Below are 23,932 nucleotides of genomic sequence, written 5' to 3'. Positions count from 1 at the left end.
TCATATCGGGCCGCTGACCGCGCTTAGACGAAAACCGGAGACTTGAACTGCTCCAGCTTCGCACGCGAGTCCTGCTCGACATCGGCATGCAGGCTGTTGCCATGCGAGTCCATCGTGACGATCGCCGCGAATCCTTCCGTTTGCAGATGCCACATCGCTTCCGGAATACCGAATTCCAGGAAATCGACGCCTTCCACCTTCTTGAAGCACTCCGCATAATATTGGGCTGCGCCGCCGATCGCGTTCAAATAAACGCCGCCATGCTCCTGCAGCGCCTTAAGCGTCTTGGCTCCCATGCCGCCTTTGCCGATCACGGCGCGGATGCCGAACTTCTTGATAATGTCGCCCTGATAAGGCTCCTCGCGTATGCTCGTCGTCGGTCCGGCTGCCTTCACGACCCAGCCGCCTTCGCTGTCCTTGGCCATGACAGGACCGCAGTGGTAGATGGCGGCGCCATTCAGATCCACCGGGGAATCGTGGTCCATCAAATATTTGTGCAGCGCATCGCGGCCCGTGTACATCGGTCCGTTGATGATGACCACATCGCCTACGCGCAGCGATCGGATCTGTTCTTCGGAAATCGGCGTTTGCAGCACGATCTCACGGCGCTCTCCGCCATTTGCCGCTGCAGCCACAGACGGCTCGTCCTTCTGCATCGGCAGCTCGCTGCCTCTGCGGTATACCCATTCCGTAATCTCGCCCGTACCGGCGTCGATCCGAACCCCTTGACGGCGGAACGCCCAACAGTTATAGGCTACGGACACGAAGAAGCTGGCCGGCAGCCGATTCATCACGCCAATCTTGCAGCCGAGCAGCGAAACTTGACCGCCGAAGCCCATCGTGCCGATGCCGAGCTTGTTGGCGTTCTCCATCACATAGTCCTCGAGCTTGCGAAGCTCTTCATTCGGGTTTACATCGTCTACGGTACGGAACAGCTGATGCTTGGCCAGCTCGTAGCCCGTGGTTCGGTCTCCTCCGATGCCGACTCCGATGAAACCCGCGCTACAGCCCTGGCCCTGCGCCTGGTAGACGGCGTGAAGGATGCACTTGCGAATGCCGTCCAGATCGCGGCCGGCCTTGCCGAGGCCTTCCAGCTCCGTAGGAAGGCTATATTGGATGTTTTTATTCTCGCAGCCGCCGCCCTTCAAGATCAGGCTCGCTTCGATCTCGTCGCGTTCCCACTGCTCAAAATGAATAACTGGCGTTCCCGGTCCGATATTGTCTCCGCTGTTCGCTCCCGTCAGGCTGTCGACGGAATTGGTCCGCAGCTTGCTGTCCTTCGTCGCCTGAGCCACCGCTGCGATAATCGCCTTTTTCATCTCGATCTGGTTTGCCCCGACCGGCGTATGAACGATAAAAGTCGGCATGCCTGTGTCCTGACAGATCGGAGAAACGTTGCACTCCGCCATCCGGATATTGTCGGCAATGGTGGACAGCGACAGCGCTGAGCGCGTGCCCGCATCCTCCTTGGCCCTTGCTTCCTGGATCGCCTCCCGGACGTCGGCCGGCAGGTTGGTGGAGGTCTCCACAATCAATTTATACATACTTTCTTGAAATTGCTTCATGATGAATAAAGACTCCTTTCGGTGGTTGGCATATGATTCTATCATACCATAGAGCTCCTCGCTCCGGCACTTCCTTTTCATAGATAGAAACCGCGTTTCATTCCATGGTCCACAAAATGGTCCAAAAATTGTCACGGAGGTTTTACAAGTAAACAGACGCACGAGACGTCCGAATCGTGTATAATTCGTTCTGCGGCATGTTTCGCCAAGTACCCTCACGTAAGGATGATGACTTCATGAACAGCCATTTCTTCGCTTATATGTACAGACTGCGATATATCGAGCGCTGGAGCCTGATGCGCAATGTGATGAAGGAGAACGTGGCCGAGCATTCCTTTCATGTAGCCATGCTTACTCATGCGCTTTGTACAATCGCCAATACGGTATTCGAGCGCAGCGTGCCGACCGACCGGATCGTCAGCATGGCGCTTTTCCATGACGCTACGGAAGTGTTCACCGGGGACATCCCGACGCCGGTCAAGCACCATAACCCGAAAATTTTGTCCAACTTCCGCGAAATCGAGCAGCTTGCCGCAGAACGGCTGCTGGATATGATCCCCGAGCCTCTGCGGCAGGTCTATGATCCGTTGATCGATGCGAAGAAAAATGACCAGGATGCCGCGTTCAAGGTATACCTCAAGGCGGCCGACCTGCTCGATGCTTATCTGAAATGCGTAACCGAGCTGTCGGCGGGCAATCGTGAATTTGCCACGGCCAAAAAGCAGATCGAGGAGTCCATGGCCGAGCTGGCTTTGCCCGAGCTCAATTACTTCCTGGAGCATATGGCTCCCAGCTTCGAGAAGACGGTCGACGAGCTGTAGCACAGCGCCTCGCGGCGAATGAAAAAAAGCCTGCCGGTATAAAAAATCCGGCAGGCTTTTCTTCTTGGTTAAAACAGATTCGGAAACTTCATCATCGTCACGATCAGAAAAAACACGACGCCGTTGATCAACGACAGCGTCTTGATCGAGCCAAGCTGAGCGGCCACCGAAGTGCCCGACGCCTCGCCGACGGCCAGACGCATCCGCTTGCCCATGATGCCCGTCAGTGCGGCCAGAGCCAGGAACAGCACAACCGCTAACACCATCCAGAGGACCGAATAATCCCCCTTACTCACCATGTAGCCTCCGGTAAGAAAGGCAAGGATCAAGGAAAATTGGCCGACGCGATTGGTCGCAAACAAAACGTTCAGAAAGCCGACCTTGGCCGCGCCAGATTGAAGCTTGTCCACGCGGCCCACTAAAAAAGGCAGCACCAAATAAATTCCCATCAGAATCGCGCTTAATACGTGAAGATACAACAAGACCTGAAGCATAATGCCAGAGCCTCCCTAAGGTATGTAAGGTTTGACTCTAGTATAATCGAAAGCACGGCCTGTGAGCAAATGCACACGGCATCGCGTTTTCTACGACCAAGCAGGACCGTTTCCTTCAAATGAAGGACGATGCCTCCCTCCCCATCCATTCATTCAAGGAAATGAGGCAAGGATGAGACGCTTCAGCAAGGTCGCCGCCTCCGCTCGCGATAGAGCATCTGCCGGATTGAACCGGTTGCTCTCGTCGCCCTGCAGCCAGCCTGCTTCGGCCAAGCGCGCGACTGCTTCACGAGCAAACTCCGCTATCTCCTCGGCGTCTCCGAAATATTTACTTGCCGCTGTGTCTTCGCCCAGCTTGTTCGATTCGCCGTTCGCCTCTTCATGGAGCCGCATCAAGCTGCGCATCGCACGCTCCAGCATCACGGCAGCCTCTTGCCGGGTCACCTCTCCATCCGGCCGGAACGTGCCGTCTGGATAACCCTCGATGAGCCTATGCTCTGCCGCTGCCGCAGCTGCATGCGCATACCAGGAAGTCGGAGACACATCCGGCCAGAGCGCTTCGTTCTTGCCGCCAGTCTCTAGCAGTCCCAGTCCTCTCACCAGCATCGCCGCAAATTCTGCGCGGTTCACAGGGCGTTCGGGCTCGAATGCGTCAGCCTTCGTACCCTGCAGCAGCAGTTGGCCGCCGAGATCCAGCACGGTCTTCTCTGCCCAATGACCGGCGAGGTCTCTCCACTCTTTCGCGCCGGAGCTCGTTGCAGCCACATATATGCCCCCGCTGTTGGAACGGAAAAGCATCTCCGCCTCGCCTCCAACCCTCAGTCTCAGATTAGCAGGCACCGGGCGGATATCGCCCGTCGCAGGGTCGAACCGGACAACGCCAACGCTCCGTCCGGCAATGGCTGCATCCGTCAGAGAAGGCTGCCGCAGTGACATGGTAATGAGATCAAGGAAGCCGGGACCTGACAGTTCCCTGGCCGGTCCTCGCTCAGGCACCCAGCTCAGTTTGACAGCAAGGGGCTTCCCGATCGCCTCACCCGGGAGCTGGGCGAGCAGTTCGTTTCGCATCTCCGATTGCTCCACCTGAAGGAGGAGCTTGCCGTTTTCATGGCCTAACAGCCGAAGCAGCCCGGCCGCAGGCAGCAATATGCTGCTCCACGTTGTCTCCAGCCGAACCGTATCTGCCTGCTTCGCCCAAGAGCGAATCACGGCCTCGGGCAGCTCAAGCTCGTAGCCGCCGCCGGAGGCAGGGATTGCAGCGACCAGCTCTCCGCCGACCAAGCGCATATCCTGAAACGGTTCGCTCCGTCCATGAACGCGCAGGACCGGCGCATCTGCTGCCGGAACATCCGGCATGCCGGTGGACGGATGCTGAGATCCGCTGCCGCCTTGGTTCGAGTTGCCCGTCTCTTCGGGTTCATGCGATTCATCCGGCTCTTCATAATCGCTCTTCTTCACGATCACCAGCCGCTCCTTGACGGCGCTCGGCGTTCCTCCAGGGTCTGTCACTGCATACAGGAGCCGATAGACGCCCGGACGGTTCGTGTATACATCACCGGTCACCGTAACTTGCGAGGTCAAATCGCCATAATACAAACTGCTTGCCCGATAGCCCGGCTCTTCATACACGCCCTGCCATGGCACCGTCAGCGGATTGTCTCCGAGCAGCACAATCACCGGCTCCTGCCTGCTGATATACACGTCCGCCACTACCGGCATACTTCGGTTTCCTGCCCGGTCGACGGCCTGCCATTCCAGCCGATGCCTTCCAGACTCCTCGATCAGCACCGGAAGCTCATAAACGAACCAGTCCGCTTCGTTTAACCGGTATTGAATCTCCCCTATGCCGCTGTGCGCATCATAGGCATCGGCAGTCACCGTAACGCTGCTCAAGCTGACCTCTCCAGGCTCGTAACGGCTTCCGTCCGGGAGGGTCATCGTCAGGGCCACACTCGGCGCCGTCCGGTCTACGATAATCGCCTCAGAGAGTGAGGCCGTCACGACCTTTTCATCCTCCGTACTCGCAGTCACCTCGGCCGTCCATCGTCCTTCGGGCAGCTCCGTGCCCGCCCAGCGCAGGATAACGGCTTCTCCCGCAGGGGAGGTAGGCGGCGGGTCCAGAACAACGCTCTTCTCCACGCCTCCGACCGCTGCCCGCACGATCAGCTTGGCTCCTTCCTTATGCCAGACGCGAGCTTTTATCTCCAGTATACCGTCGTTGTTGACGAACGACGAACTTGCAGTCGCCTCGGCAATACCCATCCGCTGTCTCACCTGTACGAATCGGAAGGAGGGCGGCCCTGTTCGGCCGGAGGGATCGCTCGCCGTGTACTGCAGCTCATAACCTCCCTCCCGCCCGGCATCGACCTTACCGGTTACCTGAACGCGGTCGGTTACATCACCGTAATACACGCTGGTCGCCCGGTAGCCCGGCTCCGCATAAGAATCCTCCAGCGACATGTCGATCAGCGGCTCGCCGAGAAGTTCGACGAGCGGCAGCTCCGACTCCCGTTCCCCGAGCGGATAGGCGCGCAAATTATCCATGTAGAATACGCCCGACCCGCCTGTGGCCGTAGACGCGGCAAAACGGCCAACGGTCGATGCAGGATACCGGAAAGGCACGTCCACAGCCTTCGGTTCGCCGTCCACATAAGCGGTAAACCTTCCACGCTGCGGATCGGCGATCAGCTTCAACCGGTGCCATCGCCCAACCTCATAATCCGCCAGGAATGTATCGCCGCCCTCGGCATTTTTGTAGATCAGCACATGCCGTCCGTTAAGAACCGACGTCATGACCGTGACGGCATTCGTTCCCGCCTCATCCTTTACATTCCAGGAGTGATACGCCACTTGACTGGGCAGCATGATCTCGAATTCGGTGACAACCGGGTCGGTTCGGGTGGCAAAGGTTTTGGTAGCGACGGCCGCCTTGTTCGTCGTATCGGTGAATTTCAAGCTGCGGCGCTGGCCTCCATCCGTGTCCTCCACCCGGATTGTATTCCCTCCCAGATCCAGCGTATATGCAGGAGGAGCAGCGCTGGCAGGCAACTCGTCGTACCGATCATCGATCAAATAGACAAGCGGGTATACCTTCACCTCGTCCAATCCGTACGTCCCGCCTTCCTTGCCGCCGGCAGTGAACCGCACTCCCTCCAGCACATCGGCGCTGTTCACGAACGGGATGTTTTCCGCGCGAAGCGCCCCGTTCACAAACAGGTCGTAGCTTTGCCGCTGTATGTCGGCCAGAAGGCGAATCGTCTGCCAGCCATTGCCGCGGATCGGCCCCGCATCGACGGGATGCTCCGCCCCTCCATGCACCTGGAAGCGTCCCCCGTATACGGACAGCGTGACTGCCTCCTGCTCGGAAGCGCCGATTAGCCCCCATGCCGCTCCTTCACTTTTTTCCGTCAAGTACAGCTCGGCCTGCAGTCCGACCATATGCCGCTGCGGGGGAAATGACTTGACCGCCGTGACCCGCTCCTCCGCTCCCTCCGCATCAGCCCAAGCGGCGAGCCCGTCATGTCCCGGCACTTTCCGAACCTGCAGCCAGTCCCCGCCCTTCAGCTTGTATCCCGCCGGGGCGGCTCTTTCAGATTCCGCGTCAAAGGCATCCTCGATGAACGGAGCCCACGCATACGCGGTCACCTCATCCACATAGTGGGCGCCCGTGCCCGCTACGCCGGTCGCCGCCGTCCACTGGGTCAACGTCGTCACATTGGTCCGAAACGGCACGCCACTGGCGCGCAGCACACCGTCCACATACACAGACAGGCGATCAGTAACCGGATCTGCCAGCATCGCGATGGCGTACCACCGGTTTGCTTCGTAAGGCATAAGTGCGACATCGCCGCCAGCCGAATTCTTGTATACAAGTTGACCTCCGGCCGTCGCCAGCGTCACTGCGTTGGCCCCTCCGTCTCCTTTCAGTATCCAGGAATGGTAATCGCTGCGCGTCGGCAGCATGAGGTCAAAGCCGATATAGATAGGGCGACTCTGCACGCCGAGCGACTTGGAAAGCACAACGGCTTTGTCCGTCCGGTTGTCTTCCAGCCGGACAGCGCTTCCGCGCCCTTGCACCTCCTCGGTCGTAACGGAACCGCCGGCAGTGTCCAGCTCATAGCCGGCAGGCGGCTGCCCCGGCAGGGCGCCATCGAACGAATCCCGTATCAGATAAAAGCTTGTCTGGAGCGTTCGGGCGGTCGCCGGCTCACTGAAGGACGAACGTCTTCCCGCCGTGTCGATTGCCCGAACCGTGTACGTATAAGCCGTATCGGCAGCTAGACGGCTGTCCGTCCAACCCGGGGAATGAACCGTCGCTACATGGACGCCTCCACGGAATACTTCGTATCCTGCGACGCCCTGATCGTCAACAGCATGCTCCCACTGCAGCCTTATCTCGCTTCGCGAGGCCGCCATTGCCAGAAGTCCCTGAGGCTGCTCCGGCGGCTTCGAGTCGTCGCCCCCCGTGAACAGCAGCCTGATATGCTTTGAAGCTCCCTTCGCTCCGTTGACATCTATAGACAGGCGGACAGTCGGCTGCAACTGAGTCACTGTCACTCCCGGGTCCAGTGCGGCGATGCCCAACGCCGGACGATGCAGCTCCAGTTCCAGCGGCGTCGTCCGCCGCTGGGTCGGATCGGCTGCATAGATATCCACTCCGTTGTTATTCATGAAGGTCAGGACCGAGGCTTGGGAGCGGCTAGTCAGCCAGGGCTGTCCGTCTGCCTCCACCGTAGCCTCGCGGTCGTTCCAGAAGTTGGCCCCGATCCGCTGCAGCTTCCTTTCCTGCACTGCCTGCACCTCAGGCGTATTGGCCAGCACCGTGAAATCCGGATTCATGGCATATTGCTCCGTCCCGGCGGCCGTCTTCCCCGGCAGCACAGCGTAGAGATAGGTCGCGCCGGCTGGCTTCACTCCGTGGTTCAGCGCCAGCGTTTGGTAAGCTCTTGTAATCGGCTCCGTCGCCGCCCCCGTCTGGCTGTCTCCCCACGTTGCGGTACGTTCCTCCCGCAGGGTGCCCAGCTCGACCGGCTCAGGGAAGTAATACCCGATGTCGGCATTCGTCTCCTCTCCGCTCAGGTGTGCCCAGCCCGTTCCCAGCAGCGATCGCTCTCCGGCTGCAGGCTCCGTGGGCTGCTGCGCTCCCTGCACGGTCAGCGGCTGGCGGGATGGATTGCTCAGCTTCCTCGCGTCGACAATCGTTTCCGCCCGCTCTGCGGAAGACGAAGTAATGCCTGCGCCAAGCGCTATGAATTCATCGTCGCCGAAAAACCACGACTTCTTGGCCGTCAATGTTGTGCCATAAGGCGTAACCTGCATCCCGGCCATTCCGAATTCCCCGTCCGATACGCCTCCCACCCAATTGTGCGGGGTCTTGGTGCTCTGGCCCGCGGCCGGGTTCAGCTTGCGAGCATCGGCGGTAATGCCCGGAAGCCGGTATTTATCGACCGTTGCCCAATAGTCCTCGTCGTATTGAGCCAGGTCTCCGTTGTACAGATAGGTCACGCCGTCCCCGGTTCGCCAGCCTTGCAGATTGTTACCATTAATCGATTCGTAGCGGTAAACGCGCGACGATGACATCGCCAGTCCGACGGCAAATGAAGGACGACGGTGCACGAAGCGATCCGACTGCGTATACAGCTTGTTCACCGTATCGTCCCGTCGGGGAACGATGGTCTGGTCGGCGAGAAGCCTCTTGGCAAGCAGCGCATAGAACGCCGGCGCATTTCTCGAGAAGGGACGGTAGGTATCGTCCTGCAGCCACGCCTTGGCCAGCCGGCGAAACGCCTCTGCATCCTGCTCGGGGGCAAATTCCGCAGTCAGCAGCACCGCCTGAATGACTCTGTGCCCGGCAACATGGCTCTGTACCGAAGGGTTGGAGATGAGGCGCCCCCGGAACATATCCATCTGTCCGCCCTTGTACAGCGTCGGAGCGAAGGAATCGTAAATCCATCGGTACAGATGAACAGCCTCCGGATCGCGAATGTCCCATGACGATCCGCTCAGCAAGTACATCGCATTGGCAACAAGCTGAAAGAACGTCGTTCCGTAATTGCCGATATACGGATGAGGGCCATGCTGGAGGAAGGAGCCATCCGTATGCATGCCGTCGGTTTCAGGCATCTTCGTGTAAGCGAACACACTGTAGAGGCCGTTGTTCGAGGTCGGAGTACCCGTCCGGTCGCTAAGCGCATCGCGCCCTAACGCCAGCTCCGAACCATTCTTGACAATGATCGCACGGAGCATAAAGACCCAGGCCTTCTCCACACGGTTAGCTCCGGTAGCCGGGCTGCCGTTGGTCAGATTCGGATCGGGCGAGAATGCCGCCACTGCCTTCATGTAAGCCGCAATCCGCTCCGCCGGGAGCTCGTCGTACAGCAGAATGACCGTATCCATTAGATGCTGCGGTCCCGACATTTCCCAGTGATACCAGTTGTCGTAGCGAACCGTCCGCTCGTTATACCAGTTCTCGTACATCCAGTCGAGCGCCTCTGCGACCGTCTGCTTCAACTCCTCGCTTCCGTAAAACCGGCTCCCCTCCGTGCGGTAAGCCAATGCCATCAAGCGCAGTCGCTCGTACGCCACGACCAGTCTGCCGGATTTGTCCGAGTCTGCAAGGTCTGTCCAAAGACAGCCGCATGCATCGCGCGAAGCTCCGGTCTGCAGCAAATCCCAAACGCCGGCCGTTCCGTTCTTCACACGGTCGTCCTCCGCAGCCTGCCGGGCTGCGAGATCGGGGTCGTCCTTCGGCAGACCTTCCCCGCCCGTAAGCACACGAAGCCATCGCTCCCGGAGAAAGTCGAACTCATCGCCCCCCGCTCCCCCCGGAGCGACGGCCGCTGCGGACAGCGGGGTCAGCGCTGGCAGCGAGGCAAGCCAAACGGTACAAATAAGCATGATGATCAAACTGCGTTGTCGAACAATACGTGTCATAAGCCTCCCCTTTCTCTGCTGTTATGCTCCTGAACGTTTGTTACCGTATCCGCCCTTATTCCTTGATAGCGCCGATCATAACGCCCTTGACAAAATATTTCTGCAAAAACGGGTATAAAAACAAAATGGGGATCGTTGCTACGATGATCGTCGCATACTTGATCGTTTCCCCGATCGGCATCCGATCTCCCCCTCCAATGCCCGTCAGCATAGAGTCCGTACTGTTCGTAATCAATATCTCGCGCAGAATGAGCTGTAGCGGGAACAACTCCCGGGTGCGCAAATAGACCATGGCGTTAAACCAGGAATTCCAGTGGGCAACGCCGTAGAACAGCACCATGACAGCAATAACCGGCATGGACAGCGGCACAACGACTCGCAGCAAAATCGTCATGTCGCCGGCTCCGTCGATGCGCGCCGATTCCTCAAGACTGACAGGCACGCCCTGAAAAGCGGTCCTCATAATAATCAGATTATAGGCGCTGATCGCCGTTGGAATGATAAGCGCCCAGCGGGTATCCAGCATACCCAGATTGTCGATCAGTATATATGAAGGAATCAGACCGCCCTGAAAAAACATCGTAAATACAATCATGAACATAATCGGATTTTTCCACATCACCTGCTTGCGGGACAAGCCGTAAGCGCCTAACGACGTCATCACGATGTTCAGCGTTGTGCCTAGGACGACATAGAGAATGGTGTTCAGATAGCCGATGCCGATCATCGGATTCTGAAAGACAAGCCTGTAGGCCTCTAGCGTCATATTGACCGGGTAAAGCAGCATGCCCCTCTGCTGCGTGATAAAAGCCGGATCGCTGAGCGAAGCGAACAACACATACAAAAACGGGTACAGCGAAACGAAGGACAAGGCAGTCATCAACACGATATTCGCTACGTCAAACGACCGCTCGCCCCATGTGCTTCCTTTCATAAGGCATCCTCCCTTTCTACCACAACTTAGTTTCGCTAACCCGCTTGCTAAGGCTGTTGGCGAATACGAGCAAAGTAAAATTGATAACCGCATTAAACAACCCTACCGCCGAGCTATAGCTGAAACTGGCTTCAAGAATCCCTTTGCGGTAGACGTAGGTGCCGATAACGTCCGCCGTCTCGTAGGTGACCGGATTGTACATCAGCAAAATCTTCTCCGAGCCGACCGCCATTAGCGTCCCGATCTGCAGAATAAACATGATGATGACTGTCGGCGCCATGCCCGGGATGGTGATGCTAAGCATCTGCCTCAGTCTGCCTGCTCCGTCCACCTTAGCCGCCTCATAGAGCGACGGGTCGATATTGGAGATGGCCGCCAGGAAGACGATCGAGCTCCAGCCTACGTTCTGCCACACGCCCGAGCCGATAAACAGCGTCCGGAACCAGCCCGGCTCCCTGAGGAAGGCAATCGGCTCAATCCCGAAACCGGCCAGAAGCTGATTGATGAGTCCGTCGCGTGCCAGGAAATCGACCATAAAACCAACAACGACGACGACGGAAATGAAGTGCGGCAGATAAGTAATCGTCTGCACGGTCTTCTTGAACCGCTCCATCCGAATCTCGTTGAGCAGCAGCGCCAGCAAGATACCGGCCGGAAACGCAATTATCAGCTCATAGAAACTGAGAAGCAGTGTATTTTTAAGCAAGCGCAAGAAATAAAAGCTATTAAAAAAATCCTGAAAATGCTGAAAACCAACCCACTCGCTCCCCCATATGCCGGCCACAGGCGAGTAATCCTTGAAGGCGATCTGCAGACCATAGAGCGGACCATAATAAAATAAGGCAAAATACAGCACCACCGGCAACAGCATGGCATAGATCGTCCGGTTCATCCGGAAATCATTGCGCACGCGCCGGCCAAACGTTTCCCGATCCGCTGCAGAAGACTTGCCGGCCTTTGCGATGAGAGACATGGTCCTCTCCTCCTTTTCCCGCTTTTCCTCTATATTTTCCTGCTTTTTATGCATGACGAAGCTGACCCCGCCGAGGACTGGCCGGCTTCTGCAGCCGGTCAGCCTTACGTGGCCGTCATGCTCAAGGAGCTTCGACGCTTACCGTTTGGTGTATTACCGTTTGGTATAGCGTTCCAGTGCGCTCTGCTGAATGCGAATGGCTTCCTCGATTCCCATGGAGCGGAGCGTCTTCGTATACGTCTCGAAGTTATCGAGAGGCTGGCTGCCCATGATAAATTTGGCAACCATTTCATCGTTGTACGTCTTGACATCGTTCATGATGGAAGCGAACTTGGTCCCTTCCTCCGACGTCATCGTCACGGTAGGCATGAGCCTTTCGTTGCTTGGCTGCATCCAGACAGAGATAGCGTTTTTCTGTTCCTGCTTGGCGGCAAACTGCTCCATATAGCGCTTGTCCTGAATAAACGGGCCACTGAAGCTGGCAAGCGCGTACTTCGCGATCGCCTGCGCTACCGGCAGCTTGTCGGGGTTCTTCAGCACCGCGTCCGTGTAGGTCGGGTAACCGTTTACTTGAGTATAGCTGGTCCCTTCTACACCGAAATTAAACAGCATATGTCCTTCGGTCCCATACTTATAATCGAGCCACTTGACGATCTGCTCCGGGTTTTTGGCAGCCGATGTAACGGCGGAGCCAATGCCGGTGAACGGCTGATCCTTTTGTCCTAAAATAGGCTTATCGCCTGCTTTCAGCGTCGGATAAGGCGTGCCTACCAGCTTGAAGCTGGGAATCTTGCTCTTGGCCAAGTCCTCATATCTGCCGATTCCGCTACCCGAATACGTCATAAGAGCACCAAGCTGATCGCCTGTCACCTTGGCATCGCGCAGCTTCGCATCCACGGTGGCATAATCCTTGTCGATCAACCCTTCCTTGTACCAGCGGTTCATCGTCATCAGAAATTCTTTGTATTCAGGCTGAATAGGCCCGTATTGAACCTTGCCGTCCTTCTGGTAGAAGCCTGCGGTAATGCCCCATGCCCCGACAAACGCGTGATTCATCTCGATATCGCCCATCGACAGCAGGAACGGAATTTCGTCCGGCTTGCCGTTGCCGTTCGGGTCCTTGTCTCGGAAGGCGCGCAGCGTTTCCTCCCACTCCGCGACCGTCTTGGGCATCGGAAGCTTCAGCTTGTCAAGCCAGTCCTGGCGGATCGACGGTCCGTGAAAGGTCAGCAGATAATCGTCGCCGCGGATGAAAGGAAAAACATAAATGTTCCCTTCATCTGTCGTCACTGCCTTCTTGATCATCGGATTCTCGGATAAATACTTCTTCAGATTCGGCGCATGCTGGTCGATCAACTCGTTGAGCCGGATGATCTTCTTTTCCTTAATCGCGTTGTCCGGACCTTTGGACACCGTATTCCAGTTGTATTCGATCACGTCGGGCAGCTTTGAGGACGTGGCGATCATAAGATTGAACTGATCCTTCTCCATCCCGACAGGCGGATGCTGGAATTCGACCTTCGTCCCTGTCCGCTTCTCCAGCTCTTGATAGGCGGCGATTTCTCCGAAACTTTTCATGGTTGCAGCCGCATTGGCGTTAAGCGCCGCCCAATACGTTACAGACGCCGGATACGCCGCCTGCGCCGCTTGCCCGGAGTCTTTGCCCGCGGGCGGCGCTTCCTTCGGCTCCTCATTGCCTCCGCCGGCGCAGCCGACGAGCATTCCTCCTGCAAGCGTGATGGACATCGTAATGGATATGGCCGCTTTTCGTTTCGTACTCATACTTGAACCTCCCCGGATATAGTCTCTGAACGGCCGACCGTTGAGCGGCATCACAGCCTCTCGTTCGGCCTTGGACCTGAACCCATCATAGGAGCCGGAAGCTCTCTGCGGCTATAGACAAATGATAAGATCTGTTATCCTCCAATAAGATCAGGCATTATCCAATGTTACTTTGAACTGCCTCCGAGCTCGTTTGAGTCCTGGCCAGCCGCTTCGCGATATTTCCCGGGCGTGATGCCCTCCAGCTTTTTGAAAACACGAATAAATCCTACATTGTTGAGAAATCCAACCTGATCCGCTATTTCCGTCAGCGTCAGCGTTGATTGCCGCAGCAGCTCCTTGGCCCGCTCGACACGCACCCTGGCGACATAGTCCGTTATGCTGCTGCCGCCCTGCTTCTTGAAGAAGGAGGACAAATACGGGGAAGTGAGGCGGAAATGCTCCGCCATGGCCGCGGCGCTGAATGACGCATCCGTGCAATGTTCGTGTACATACTGCTCCATCCGCCGGTACATCTGCTCGGCCGCGTCTGGCCGCGTCTGCTTCACATGCTCGCACAGACTCCGGTACTGCTCCTTCAGCCGATCCAGCATTTCTTCCACCGTTCCCGCCTCCATCGCTGACTTGAGCGGATCAGAAGGATGCCCTGTCTCTTGAACAGGCAGCCCGACGGCCTGCCGCAGCTTGAGCAGCGTCGCGCTCAGCTCCCAGCACAGGTAACGCGCTTTCTCCGGCGACGCCTCCTTTTCGTGCAGATTCATCGTTCGGATATGCTCCAGCAGCTCCTCCACCTTGTCGCTGTCTCCCTGCCTCGTCACATTCATCAGTCTCACTTCCAGGTCCACCGGGTAATAGAGGGCGGTCGGCACACTCCCTGCAACCTCCTCATAGAAAATAATCGCATTTTCGCCGCGAACGATCGTATAATCCAGCGCGTACAGCGCTTCCCGGTACGAATCCGCGATCAGCCCCAATGTCTCGTGTACGCCTCCTATCCCGATTGCAACCTTCATCCGGAACCGCTCGCGGATCATAACCTGGAACCGTTCTGACAGGTCGCGCAGCAATTGGCGCGGCTCGTCCGACTCCCGGAAATTGACAAGCACCGTGATACGGCTGCGATCCATCTCCGAGACGTATCCACGCCCTTCGAGCAGCTCCTGGGTTACGTTTGAAACGATAAAACGAACAAGCGCCCACTCTTTCTCGGTATCGCCGGCTGCGAATAATGAAATATTCCCGATGTCGAACACCATGACAGCGAACCGTTCCGACTCAAAGCTCAAACCCATAAAGTCCAGCGCCCCCTCGGAGACGCTTTCCGGATCCGCATGACCGCGAATAACGCGCGATAAATAGTTGGCCTGGATGACCGGCATCTGCCGGTCGAGGGTGTGTCGCAAATGCCGCTCCTCCTCCAGCGTATCGATTAAGGTCATACGGATGAAGTCGAATTCGTTCTGCGGCTCCTTGCTTCCTTTTCCCTGCAGGGAAAGAATCGTCCCGACCATCTGCTTCAGAGGGCGGTAGCTGCGGTATGCAAGCATATAGGATACGGCTATACCGGCAATCAGACAGACGAGCAGCAAGGCAAGCGCCCATCGCTCCGCCTCCATTGCCTTTGCCATCACCTCGCTTCTGGGCACTGCCGAGATATAGATCCAGCCGTTTTGCCGCGAGGCTGCAAAGGTCAGCAGCATCTCCTCGCCATCCCATACAGCGGAGACGGCCCCATGATCGCCTTGCATGGACGGCAAGACCTCCTGCAGCTGCAGGTTTATCCCCTCACCGCCGCTTTGCGCCAAAATATCCCGCTGACTATTCAGGATAAAGACGGCTCCCCGGCTCGACTCCCGGGCGTGATCGAGCATCTGCACCAGCTTCTCTTGGTCGATAAGGATGACCAAAGTTCCCTCTATGTCCTGAGTCTCGCCTAACGGCAGCGACTGTACATATGGAATAACCTGCCTGGGGACGGTTCCCAGTCTGGATACGACGGCCGGCATATATGTTCCGTTGTGGTAGCTCTGCCAAACGCTGCGGACAAATGACTCGTAGCCGCTGTCGTCGTAGCCCAGTCTATCAAAGAACAGCCGTGCGTCCGATTTCACATAAGAGGTCAGCACTTCATGCGTTTGTGCGACATAGAGATAAAAATCCGTAACGAATGAATTGTTTACCTGGCGGTAGTTCTGCATCTGCTTCATCATGTCCATCGACGTAAACTGCCGCTGAAGTTCGTCAATATGCGGATGGGACAGCAGCCACTGCAGCTTGGGATACAGCGCAAGCTGGCTGGTCAACTGATCTACCTCCACCATTCGATTGTCCACACTAAGCCTGATCTGCTCCAGTGTTCTGATATGGGCCCGATTGGCGTTGTCCGTCAACTCCGCCGACATCCGGGCGTACAGGAAGCTCCCAATGCCGATCGGCACAAGCATGACGATGACGAAGGAAATGAGCAACGAAAGAAATACACTGCTGTTTTTTATGGATATCCGTATCATCGCATTGCCCCCCGGCCGCCGCCTCATAGCGGCTTGTCGTATGTTTCTCGATCGCGTCTTGGCCTCCATTATAAAACATCCTTGGACCGTTTCCATCCGGAAACGCGGGCTATTCCGGCTTTCTGAGCGACATCGAATCAAATGTTAACAAATCTTAAAAATTGACAACCCGAATCTTCTTATTTTTGGAACAAAAAAACAGCTACCGGCGTAAACCGATAGCTGTGGATGTGCCATATTGTAATAGTCTTAACCCGTTACAACTTTGATGACATTGCGTACGGATTCGGCGGACTTATCCAGCGCCGCCTTCTCTTCCGGAAGCAGCTCCAGCTCGAAAATTTTCTCGATGCCGTCTCCTCCCAGCAAGGTAGGCACGCCCATGAACAGATTGTCGTAGCCGTATTCGCCCTGCAGCAAAGCGATCGAAGGGATGATCCGTTTCTTGTCCTTCAGGATCGCTTCCGTCATCTGAACAAGCGACGCGGCCGGGGCATAATAAGCTGATCCGTTGCCAAGCAAATTGACGATCTCGCCGCCGCCTGTACGCGTACGCTTCACGATAGCCTCGATCCGTTCAGCCGGTATCAGCTTCTCGATCGGAATACCGCCCACATTGGAGTAACGGACAAGCGGAACCATATCATCGCCGTGGCCGCCCAGCACGAAGCCGCGGACATCTTCGACCGATACGTTCAGCTCCTGCGCGATAAATGTGCAGTAACGGGCAGTATCCAGCACGCCGGACTGGCCGATCACGCGGTTTTTCGGGAAGCCCAGCGTTTCAAAGGCGACGTAAGTCATCGCGTCCACCGGATTGGAGAGGATGATCACGATCGACTGCGGGCTCGTCCGCTTGATGTTTTCACAAACGGATTTCACGATGCCGGCGTTCGTATTGACGAGGTCGTCGCGGCTCATGCCGGGCTTGCGGGCGATACCGGCGGTGATGATGACGATATCGGAATTAGCGGAATCATCATAATTGGACGTACCGGTAATTTGAGCGTCAAAGCCCTGAACCGGAGAAGCCTCCAGCATATCGAGCGCCTTGCCTTTAGTCGGGTTTTCCAGCTGCGGGATATCGAGCAGTACGATGTCGCCCAGTTCTTTTTGCGCCAGCATCAACGCGGTCGTCGCTCCTGTAAAGCCTGCGCCGACAACCGTAATTTTTTTACGTTGGATAGCCATAAGGGAATTCCTCCTAATTCATACGTTTTTTGGGTGAAAACGCAGCAAGGCGCCCTCTTGCCGGGCTGGACTCAGCCATATGGTTCAGTTGCCTGGCAATCAGGGCGCATTACGCAGTGAAATTAGAAATTAGCGATAACCTGGTTAGCGAACTCGGAGCATTTTACTTCCGTAGCGCCTTCCATCAGACGTGCAAAATCATAAGTTACTGTCTTGTTGTTGATAGCCGTCTCCAGACCTTTGTAGATCAGGTCAGCCGCTTCCTGCCAGCCAAGGTGCTCAAGCAGCATAACGCCGGAGAGGATAACGGAACCCGGGTTAACAACGTCAAGACCTGCATACTTAGGAGCCGTACCATGCGTAGCTTCGAAGATCGCGTGGCCGGTTACATAGTTGATGTTGGCGCCCGGTGCTATACCGATGCCGCCGACTTGTGCAGCCAGAGCGTCGGAGAGATAGTCGCCGTTCAGGTTCAGCGTAGCGATAACGTCGAAGTCGGTCGGACGAGTCAGAACTTGCTGCAGCGCGATATCGGCAATCGCATCCTTAACGATGATTTTGCCGGCAGCTTCTGCTTCCTTCTGCGCCTTGTTAGCCGCATCCGTGCCTTGCTCTTCCTTGATCTTGTCGTATTGCGCCCAAGTGAAGGTTTTGTCGCCGAACTCCTGCTCGGCCAGCTCGTAGCCCCAGTTCTTGAACGCGCCTTCCGTGAACTTCATGATGTTGCCCTTGTGAACGAGCGTGACGCTCTTGCGGTTATGCTGGATTGCATATTCGATAGCCGCGCGAACCAGACGCTGGGAGCCTTCTCTGGACACCGGCTTTACGCCGATACCGGAAGTTTCAGGGAAGCGGATTTTCTTAACGCCCATCTCGTTTTGCAGGAACTCCAGCACTTTCTTCACTTCGGCGGAGCCTTCGGCCCACTCGATGCCAGCATAGATATCTTCTGTATTTTCACGGAAAATAACCATGTCAACCAGCTCAGGGCGCTTAACCGGGGAAGGAACGCCGTTGAAGTAGCGCACGGGACGGGAGCAAACGTACAGATCCAGCTCCTGACGAAGCGCAACGTTCAGGGAACGGATACCGCCGCCGATCGGAGTCGTCAGCGGGCCTTTGATCGCTACGATGTACTCGCGGATCGCTGTCAGCGTGTCGGCTGGCAGCCAGTTGTTATATTTATTGAAAGCTTTCTCGCCGGCAAACACTTCGTACCAGGCAATTTTCTTCTCGCCGTTGTAGGCTTTCTCAACAGCTGCGTCCAGCACGCGCTTGGAAGCCGCCCAGATGTCCGGGCCTGTACCGTCGCCCTCGATGAAAGGGATGATCGGCTGGTTAGGAACGTTTAATTTGCCGTTAGTGATCGTGATGCGCTCGCCCTCAGTAGGCAGTGCATATTGCTCGAATTGTGCCATGATATGTAATCCTCCTCGTAAAAGTAGAGTCAGCAGGGCTGACCCATGAATAAAATTACCATCTAAAAAAGACAAACGGGAGCCGCCGCAGTCTGCCTTCGCCCCGGGGGGATCAGGCTGACTGCCGCAGACAGCCCATGCGGGTAAACAAAATGATGACGGCCATAGTCGCTGCGATTAACGGTTGTCGATCGGAACGTATGCCTGGTGAGAAGGGCCCGTGTATTCGGCGCGAGGACGAATCAGACGGTTGTTCTCATATTGCTCGAGAATGTGAGCGGTCCATCCGGATGTGCGGCTGATCGCAAAGATCGGAGTGAACAGATCGCGCGGGATTTCCAAAGAAGTGTATACGGAAGCCGAGTAGAAGTCTACATTTGGCTTCAGACCTTTTTGCCCGGTTACAATCTCTTCGATCTGGATCGACATGTCGTACCAGTTCATGTTGCCGGTCAGCTTGCCGAGCTCCTGGGACATCTTCTGCAGATGCTTCGCGCGAGGATCCCCGTTTTTGTAGACGCGGTGGCCGAAGCCCATGATCTTCACTTTATTCTCAAGCTTCTCATTGATGTAGCTGGATACGTTATCGGCTGTGCCGATCTCTTCCAGCATAGCCATAACCGCTTCGTTCGCTCCGCCGTGCAGCGGGCCCTTGAGCGCGCCGATAGCCGATGTGACGCCGGAGTAAATATCCGACAGCGTGGCGACAGTCACGCGAGCGGCGAACGTCGATGCGTTCAGCTCATGGTCAGCATGGAGAACAAGCGCCTTGTCCAGCGCTTCGATCGCGATTTTCTCCGGATCTTTGCCGGTCAGCATGTACAGGAAGTTCTCGGCAATGCTGGCGCCTTGCTTGGGAGCGATCGGCTCCTGGCCTTTGCGGATGCGATCGAAAGCGGCCACGATCGTAGGCAGCTTGGCTTGCAATTTAATCGCCTTGCGCAGGTTCGATTCGGGAGTCATATCGTTGGCTTCCGCATCGTACAAGGCAAGACTGGAAACCGCGGTACGCAGAGCTGCCATCGTATTGACATTCTGCGGATATAATTTAATTTGGCTCAAAACTTCCGCCGGGACGGAAGCGTTATCGCTGAGGTCCTTGACCAATCCGGCGAGCTCGGAGCGATTAGGCAGCTTGCCGTACCATAACAAATAGACAACCTCTTCGAAGGTGGCTTTCTCCGCGAGGTCGTCAATATTGATGCCGCGGTACGTAAGCACGCCGTCGATAATGGAGCTTATGGAAGACGTGGTGGCTACGATTCCTTCCAATCCTTTGGTAGCAGTCAAGATAATCTCTCCTTTTGCGTCAATTCACATATGTCTACTATAATTGATTTGGCAATCAAAGTGAACAAATTTAGACATAAAAGTTCATTATCAGCATCATAAACATATACTATCCCTTATGTTTACTGACAAATCAATCATTCCCCTAAGACTGACAATTCATGCTTGCTCAAGAAATTTCATCGCGATCCGGCTGCAAAATCCCTCCGCTTCCAGACTCCGAAAGTGGACTTCACCCGCTGGAACAGGGTAAAATAAAAATCACTCTATATCCAGCCATTCCGCTGCACAAGGAAGGAGGGTCCCACCCATGACTAGCAGTCGCATCATCGGCATTATCGATATCGGCTCCAACTCTATCCGGTTGGCTATCTATGAATTAACCGCGACGGGAGGCTACCGGGTCGTAGGAGAATTCAAGGAATCGGCCCGTCTCAGCAGCCGGATCGTCCCTGACGGCTCCCTTCCCGAAGAAGAGATTCAGCGGCTTGTCAACATCCTGGCCCGCTTCAAGCGGATCGGCGATACTTATAAAGCCGGCGAATACCGGGTAGCGGCTACGGCTGCTGTCCGCAACGCCTCCAATTCGGACCATATCCGGGAAGTGCTCCGCCGTGAGACGGGGCTTCCTGTCGAAATTCTTTCCGGCGAAGACGAAGCCCGCATCGGCTTCCTCGGGATGATCCGGACGATGGACGTGAAGGACGGCATTCTCGTCGATATCGGAGGAGGAAGCACGGAAGTCAGCCTGTTTCGGGAGCGGAAGCTCTTGCGCAGCGTATCCTTTCCTTTCGGCGCGGTCAATACGACACGGAAATTTTCGCAGGACGGCGAGTTCGGCGAAGCCCAGCTAAACGATATCCGGCGTATGGTCGAAGAGTCCGTGGACGCGGAGCCGTGGATCAGGGAATGTCCCGGGCTGCCGTTGATCGGCCTCGGAGGCGGCGTCCGCACGCTATGCAAAATCAGCCAGCGCCGGCGGAAATACTCCTTCCCTCAGACTCATCATTACACCGTCCCGGCTGAGGAGATGGACGGCATTGCCGCCTGGCTGCCCTCTCTCCCGGCTGAAAAGCGCAAGAAGGTGGACGGTTTGTCCAAGGATCGCTACGACATCATCATTCCGGGCGTCATCATCCTCCAGACGTTGTTCCGTCTGGCGGGAGCTACGCAGTACATCGTCAGCGGAGCGGGTCTGCGGGACGGCTTGTTTTTCGAATCGTTCGCTCCCCGTCAGCCTGCCGCCGGGCAGGTGGCGGAATTCAGCGCGGCCAATCTGCTGGCGCTCCACTCCACGGCGCCGGCGCAGCATATCGAGCAGGTTCGCGGGGCCGCTCTGAAGCTGTACGACGCACTGGAGGATGCGGGCTGTCACCAGTATCCGGAGCGTATGCGTCTCTGCTTCGGCATCGCCGCCATGCTGTACCGGATCGGCGCTTCGCTGCAATATTACCAGTATCCCAAGCATTCCTTCCACCTGATCTCCCAGACCCGCATCGACGGTCTGACGCATCGGGAGATGCTGCTCTGCGCCTTCATCGCCTCCTACAAGGCGAAGAACCGCACGCAGCAGGTCATGTCCGATTACAAGGATATCCTGCCGGGCGAGGATCTGGAGCTTGTCGCCAAACTCGGCGAACTGCTTCACCTGGCTGTCGCCTTAGACATTAGCGAGACGCAAGCGCTGGAGCTGGTGGAGGCGTCGGCCGACGCCGAGTCGCTGCAGCTGGGTCTGCGGGCAATTCACGACCCCTCTGCGGAATACAGAGAGGTCGCGGCGCTGCAGAAAGATTTCAAAAAGCTGTGGGGACTGCAGCTCAAGCCTCGGGAGCCGTTGTTTTCCATGAGCTGATGCGCATCGCTTCGAATTGACTTCGCTGCGGCGCATCCGTGCCCGGCTGTATTCTTTCGTAAAGCCCGTTTGGCTGAAGCCGGCGGGCTTTTACATTATCCTTCAAGCTGAGCTGCAGGATGTTGATCATCGTCTGCTTAATATCCGCATCGTATACCGGACACATCAGCTCGACACGGCGCAGCAGATTGCGCGTCATCCAGTCCGCGCTGGCGATATAAATCTCCGGCTCGCCGCCATTTTCAAAGTAAAAGATGCGGGAATGCTCGAGAAACCGGTCCACGATGCTGCGCACCGTAATATTTTCGCTTAACCCTTCCACGCCCGGTCTCAAACAGCATACGCCGCGAACGATCAGATCAATCCGGACCCCGGCCTGAGAGGCCAAATACAGCTCATCGACCAGCTGCTGATTGGACAGCGAATTAAACTTCGCAATGATGCGGGCAGGCTTGCCCTGGGAAGCGAACTCCGCTTCACGCCGGAACTTCCCGATCAATTTATCCATCATATCGGTAGGCGCCACGCCAAAAGCCTTCCAGTTATGCGGCGCCGAATACCCGGTTACCTCGTTGAACAGCGCCGAGGCGTCCTCGCCGATATCCGTATGGGTCGTGAACAGTCCGATATCCGTGTAAAGCTTGGCTGTGTTATCGTTGTAATTGCCTGTGCCGACATGAACATAACGGCGGAGACCGTCCTGCTCCTGGCGGACGACGAGCGTAATCTTCGCATGTGTCTTCAGTCCCACCAGGCCATAGACGACGTGGCAGCCGCTCTGCTCCAGCTTCCGCGCCCACGCGATGTTGCGCTCCTCGTCGAAACGGGCCTTCAGCTCGACGACGACGGTGACCTGCATGCCGGATTCGGCCGCTCTGGCCAGCGCCTGGATTAGCGGAGAATTGCCGCTGACGCGATACAGCGTCATCTTGATGGCGAGCACCTGGGGATCGTAAGCCGCCTGGCAGACGAAATCCGTCACCGCATCGAAGGACTCGTAAGGATGATAGACCAGCACATCGCGCTGACGCAGCCGTCCGAATATATCGGAGACATCGTCGAATTCGGCCGGATACGCCTGCTGCACCGGTGCGTAACGCAGCTGATCATAACCCTTGAGCGAGCCAGCCAGCTTCATCAGGAAGGTCAGATCAAGCGGACCGTCGATCTCGAATATATTGTCCGCGATCTCGAATTCATACTCCAGCTGAGCCAGCGCATAGGGATGAATGCCCTTCTGCACCTCAAGCCGCACCGGAGCTCCCCATCGCCGCCGGCGAAGCTGCAGCTCGATCTCCTCCAGCAAATCCTCGGCTCCCTCTTCGTTGAGGGTCAAGTCCGCATTGCGTGTCAAGCGGAAAGCATGGACGGATACGGCCCGATAGCCGTTGAACAAGGTTTGAATATGCCGCTCGATCAGCTCTTCCATCAAAATATATTCCCTTTTCTTGCTGTTGGCCCGTACCGGAACCTCGATCAGCCGATTCAGGTTGGAGGGAACCTCCAATATAGCGAAGTACGGCTCCTCCTCCGGCTCCTCTTCGCCTTCCTTCTTCAATACGACCGCCAGGTAAACGCCCTGCGTATGGACAAGCGGGAAGGGTCTGGCTTGATCGACGGCCATCGGCGTCAGCACGGGAAACATGAAGTGATGGAAGTATTCGTCCATCGCCTTCCGCTGGGTGACATTCAAATCATCGTATTTCGTAAAATGAATGCCTTCCTTGCCCAGCGACCTGGAAATCTCCCGGTACGTCTTGTACTGCTCCGCCACCATCTTCGCGGCCCGCTTCATGATCCTCTTGAACAGACCGGCAGGCGTATACCCCGTAAAATCTTTCTTCGTATAGCCGGCCTTGATCTGATCCACGATACCCGCTACCCGGACGCTCATGAACTCATCCAGATTCGAGGAGACGATGGACAGAAACTTTACTCTCTCCAGCAGCGGTGTGGTCGGGTCCTGCGCCTCTTCCAGCACCCGCCGGTTAAATTCCACCCAGCTCAAATCCCGGTTCAGGTAATGGTTGGCCGTTTCCTTGACATGCATCTCTCGAGAAGCCCTTTCCTTCATCGGTACTATACCCCCATGGCATCCGCATCATTGTCTAATTCCGTCTGCGGGCTTCTGTTTCCTCCATCGTAATTCGACAATGTTAAGAGACAATG

At 56.5% G+C, this 23,932-nt stretch carries 13 protein-coding genes; 2 read left to right on the top strand and 11 right to left on the bottom strand.

Going from position 1 to position 23,932, the window contains the following annotated elements; genetic code table 11:
- Positions 1–23 precede the first annotated feature (23 nt).
- A complete protein-coding gene (locus BLR08_RS01555) occupies positions 24–1,565 on the bottom strand; it encodes a fumarate hydratase (RefSeq protein WP_072330367.1) in 1,542 nt (513 codons plus the stop codon).
- A gap of 236 nt (positions 1,566–1,801) precedes the next feature.
- Here BLR08_RS01555 and yfbR point away from each other — a divergent pair, with 236 nt between their 5' ends.
- On the top strand, positions 1,802–2,386 hold the full coding sequence (yfbR, locus tag BLR08_RS01550) for a 5'-deoxynucleotidase (RefSeq protein ID WP_072330306.1): 585 nt from the start codon (positions 1,802–1,804) through the stop codon (positions 2,384–2,386).
- Positions 2,387–2,454: 68 nt separating this feature from the next.
- Here yfbR and BLR08_RS01545 read toward each other — a convergent pair whose 3' ends face one another.
- From BLR08_RS01545 to citZ, 9 genes are all read right to left on the bottom strand, one after another.
- On the bottom strand, positions 2,455–2,880 hold the full coding sequence (locus BLR08_RS01545) for a hypothetical protein (protein WP_072330304.1): 426 nt from the start codon (positions 2,878–2,880) through the stop codon (positions 2,455–2,457).
- Positions 2,881–3,033: 153 nt separating this feature from the next.
- Positions 3,034–9,813 carry a polysaccharide lyase family 8 super-sandwich domain-containing protein gene (locus BLR08_RS01540; RefSeq protein ID WP_083537056.1) on the bottom strand — a complete coding sequence of 2,260 codons (6,780 nt, stop codon included), beginning with the start codon at positions 9,811–9,813 and terminating at the stop codon, positions 3,034–3,036.
- Positions 9,814–9,868: 55 nt separating this feature from the next.
- The gene (locus BLR08_RS01535; protein WP_072330301.1) at positions 9,869–10,747 is read right to left on the bottom strand and encodes a carbohydrate ABC transporter permease; all 879 of its coding nucleotides are present in this window, start codon (positions 10,745–10,747) and stop codon (positions 9,869–9,871) included.
- 16 nt (positions 10,748–10,763) lie between these two features.
- The gene (locus BLR08_RS01530; RefSeq protein ID WP_072330299.1) at positions 10,764–11,720 is read right to left on the bottom strand and encodes an ABC transporter permease; all 957 of its coding nucleotides are present in this window, start codon (positions 11,718–11,720) and stop codon (positions 10,764–10,766) included.
- A 153-nt stretch (positions 11,721–11,873) separates the two neighbouring features.
- Entirely contained in the window at positions 11,874–13,502 is a 1,629-nt protein-coding gene (locus tag BLR08_RS01525) for an extracellular solute-binding protein (protein WP_072330297.1), read from the bottom strand.
- A gap of 167 nt (positions 13,503–13,669) precedes the next feature.
- The gene (locus tag BLR08_RS01520) at positions 13,670–16,012 is read right to left on the bottom strand and encodes a helix-turn-helix domain-containing protein (protein ID WP_072330295.1); all 2,343 of its coding nucleotides are present in this window, start codon (positions 16,010–16,012) and stop codon (positions 13,670–13,672) included.
- Positions 16,013–16,261: 249 nt separating this feature from the next.
- Positions 16,262–17,203, bottom strand: a complete 942-nt coding sequence (mdh, locus tag BLR08_RS01515) for a malate dehydrogenase (RefSeq protein WP_072330293.1) — start codon at positions 17,201–17,203, stop codon at positions 16,262–16,264.
- A 122-nt stretch (positions 17,204–17,325) separates the two neighbouring features.
- Entirely contained in the window at positions 17,326–18,621 is a 1,296-nt protein-coding gene (gene icd / locus BLR08_RS01510; protein ID WP_072330291.1) for an NADP-dependent isocitrate dehydrogenase, read from the bottom strand.
- Positions 18,622–18,798: 177 nt separating this feature from the next.
- Positions 18,799–19,911, bottom strand: coding sequence for a citrate synthase (gene citZ / locus BLR08_RS01505; protein WP_072330289.1), 1,113 nt, complete (start codon positions 19,909–19,911; stop codon positions 18,799–18,801).
- A 310-nt stretch (positions 19,912–20,221) separates the two neighbouring features.
- On the opposite strand from citZ, the gene BLR08_RS01500 reads away from it, so the two are divergent.
- Entirely contained in the window at positions 20,222–21,763 is a 1,542-nt protein-coding gene (locus tag BLR08_RS01500; RefSeq protein ID WP_072330287.1) for a Ppx/GppA phosphatase family protein, read from the top strand.
- On the opposite strand, the gene ppk1 is transcribed toward BLR08_RS01500, so the two are convergent.
- Entirely contained in the window at positions 21,729–23,837 is a 2,109-nt protein-coding gene (ppk1, locus tag BLR08_RS01495; RefSeq protein ID WP_072330285.1) for a polyphosphate kinase 1, read from the bottom strand. The two genes, BLR08_RS01500 and ppk1, sit on opposite strands and share 35 nt — an antisense overlap.
- Positions 23,838–23,932: the final 95 nt, after the last annotated feature.

The organism is Paenibacillus sp. cl123 (genome assembly GCF_900101595.1).
In the GTDB taxonomy this organism is placed as follows: Bacteria; Bacillota; Bacilli; order Paenibacillales; family NBRC-103111; genus Paenibacillus_G.
Note: the sequence above shows the minus strand (reverse complement) of the source record. Positions and strands in the feature narration are given on the sequence as shown.

Excerpts from the sequence above, each read along its gene's own strand:
- BLR08_RS01555 (WP_072330367.1), bottom strand. The coding sequence starts at position 1,565 with ATGAAGCAATTTCAAGAAAGTATGTATAAATTGATTGTGGAGACCTCC.
- yfbR (WP_072330306.1), top strand. The coding sequence starts at position 1,802 with ATGAACAGCCATTTCTTCGCTTATATGTACAGACTGCGATATATCGAG.
- BLR08_RS01545 (WP_072330304.1), bottom strand. The coding sequence starts at position 2,880 with ATGCTTCAGGTCTTGTTGTATCTTCACGTATTAAGCGCGATTCTGATG.
- BLR08_RS01540 (WP_083537056.1), bottom strand. The coding sequence starts at position 9,813 with ATGACACGTATTGTTCGACAACGCAGTTTGATCATCATGCTTATTTGT.
- BLR08_RS01535 (WP_072330301.1), bottom strand. The coding sequence starts at position 10,747 with ATGAAAGGAAGCACATGGGGCGAGCGGTCGTTTGACGTAGCGAATATC.
- BLR08_RS01530 (WP_072330299.1), bottom strand. The coding sequence starts at position 11,720 with ATGTCTCTCATCGCAAAGGCCGGCAAGTCTTCTGCAGCGGATCGGGAA.
- BLR08_RS01525 (WP_072330297.1), bottom strand. The coding sequence starts at position 13,502 with ATGAGTACGAAACGAAAAGCGGCCATATCCATTACGATGTCCATCACG.
- BLR08_RS01520 (WP_072330295.1), bottom strand. The coding sequence starts at position 16,012 with ATGATACGGATATCCATAAAAAACAGCAGTGTATTTCTTTCGTTGCTC.
- mdh (WP_072330293.1), bottom strand. The coding sequence starts at position 17,203 with ATGGCTATCCAACGTAAAAAAATTACGGTTGTCGGCGCAGGCTTTACA.
- icd (WP_072330291.1), bottom strand. The coding sequence starts at position 18,621 with ATGGCACAATTCGAGCAATATGCACTGCCTACTGAGGGCGAGCGCATC.
- BLR08_RS01500 (WP_072330287.1), top strand. The coding sequence starts at position 20,222 with ATGACTAGCAGTCGCATCATCGGCATTATCGATATCGGCTCCAACTCT.
- ppk1 (WP_072330285.1), bottom strand. The coding sequence starts at position 23,837 with ATGAAGGAAAGGGCTTCTCGAGAGATGCATGTCAAGGAAACGGCCAAC.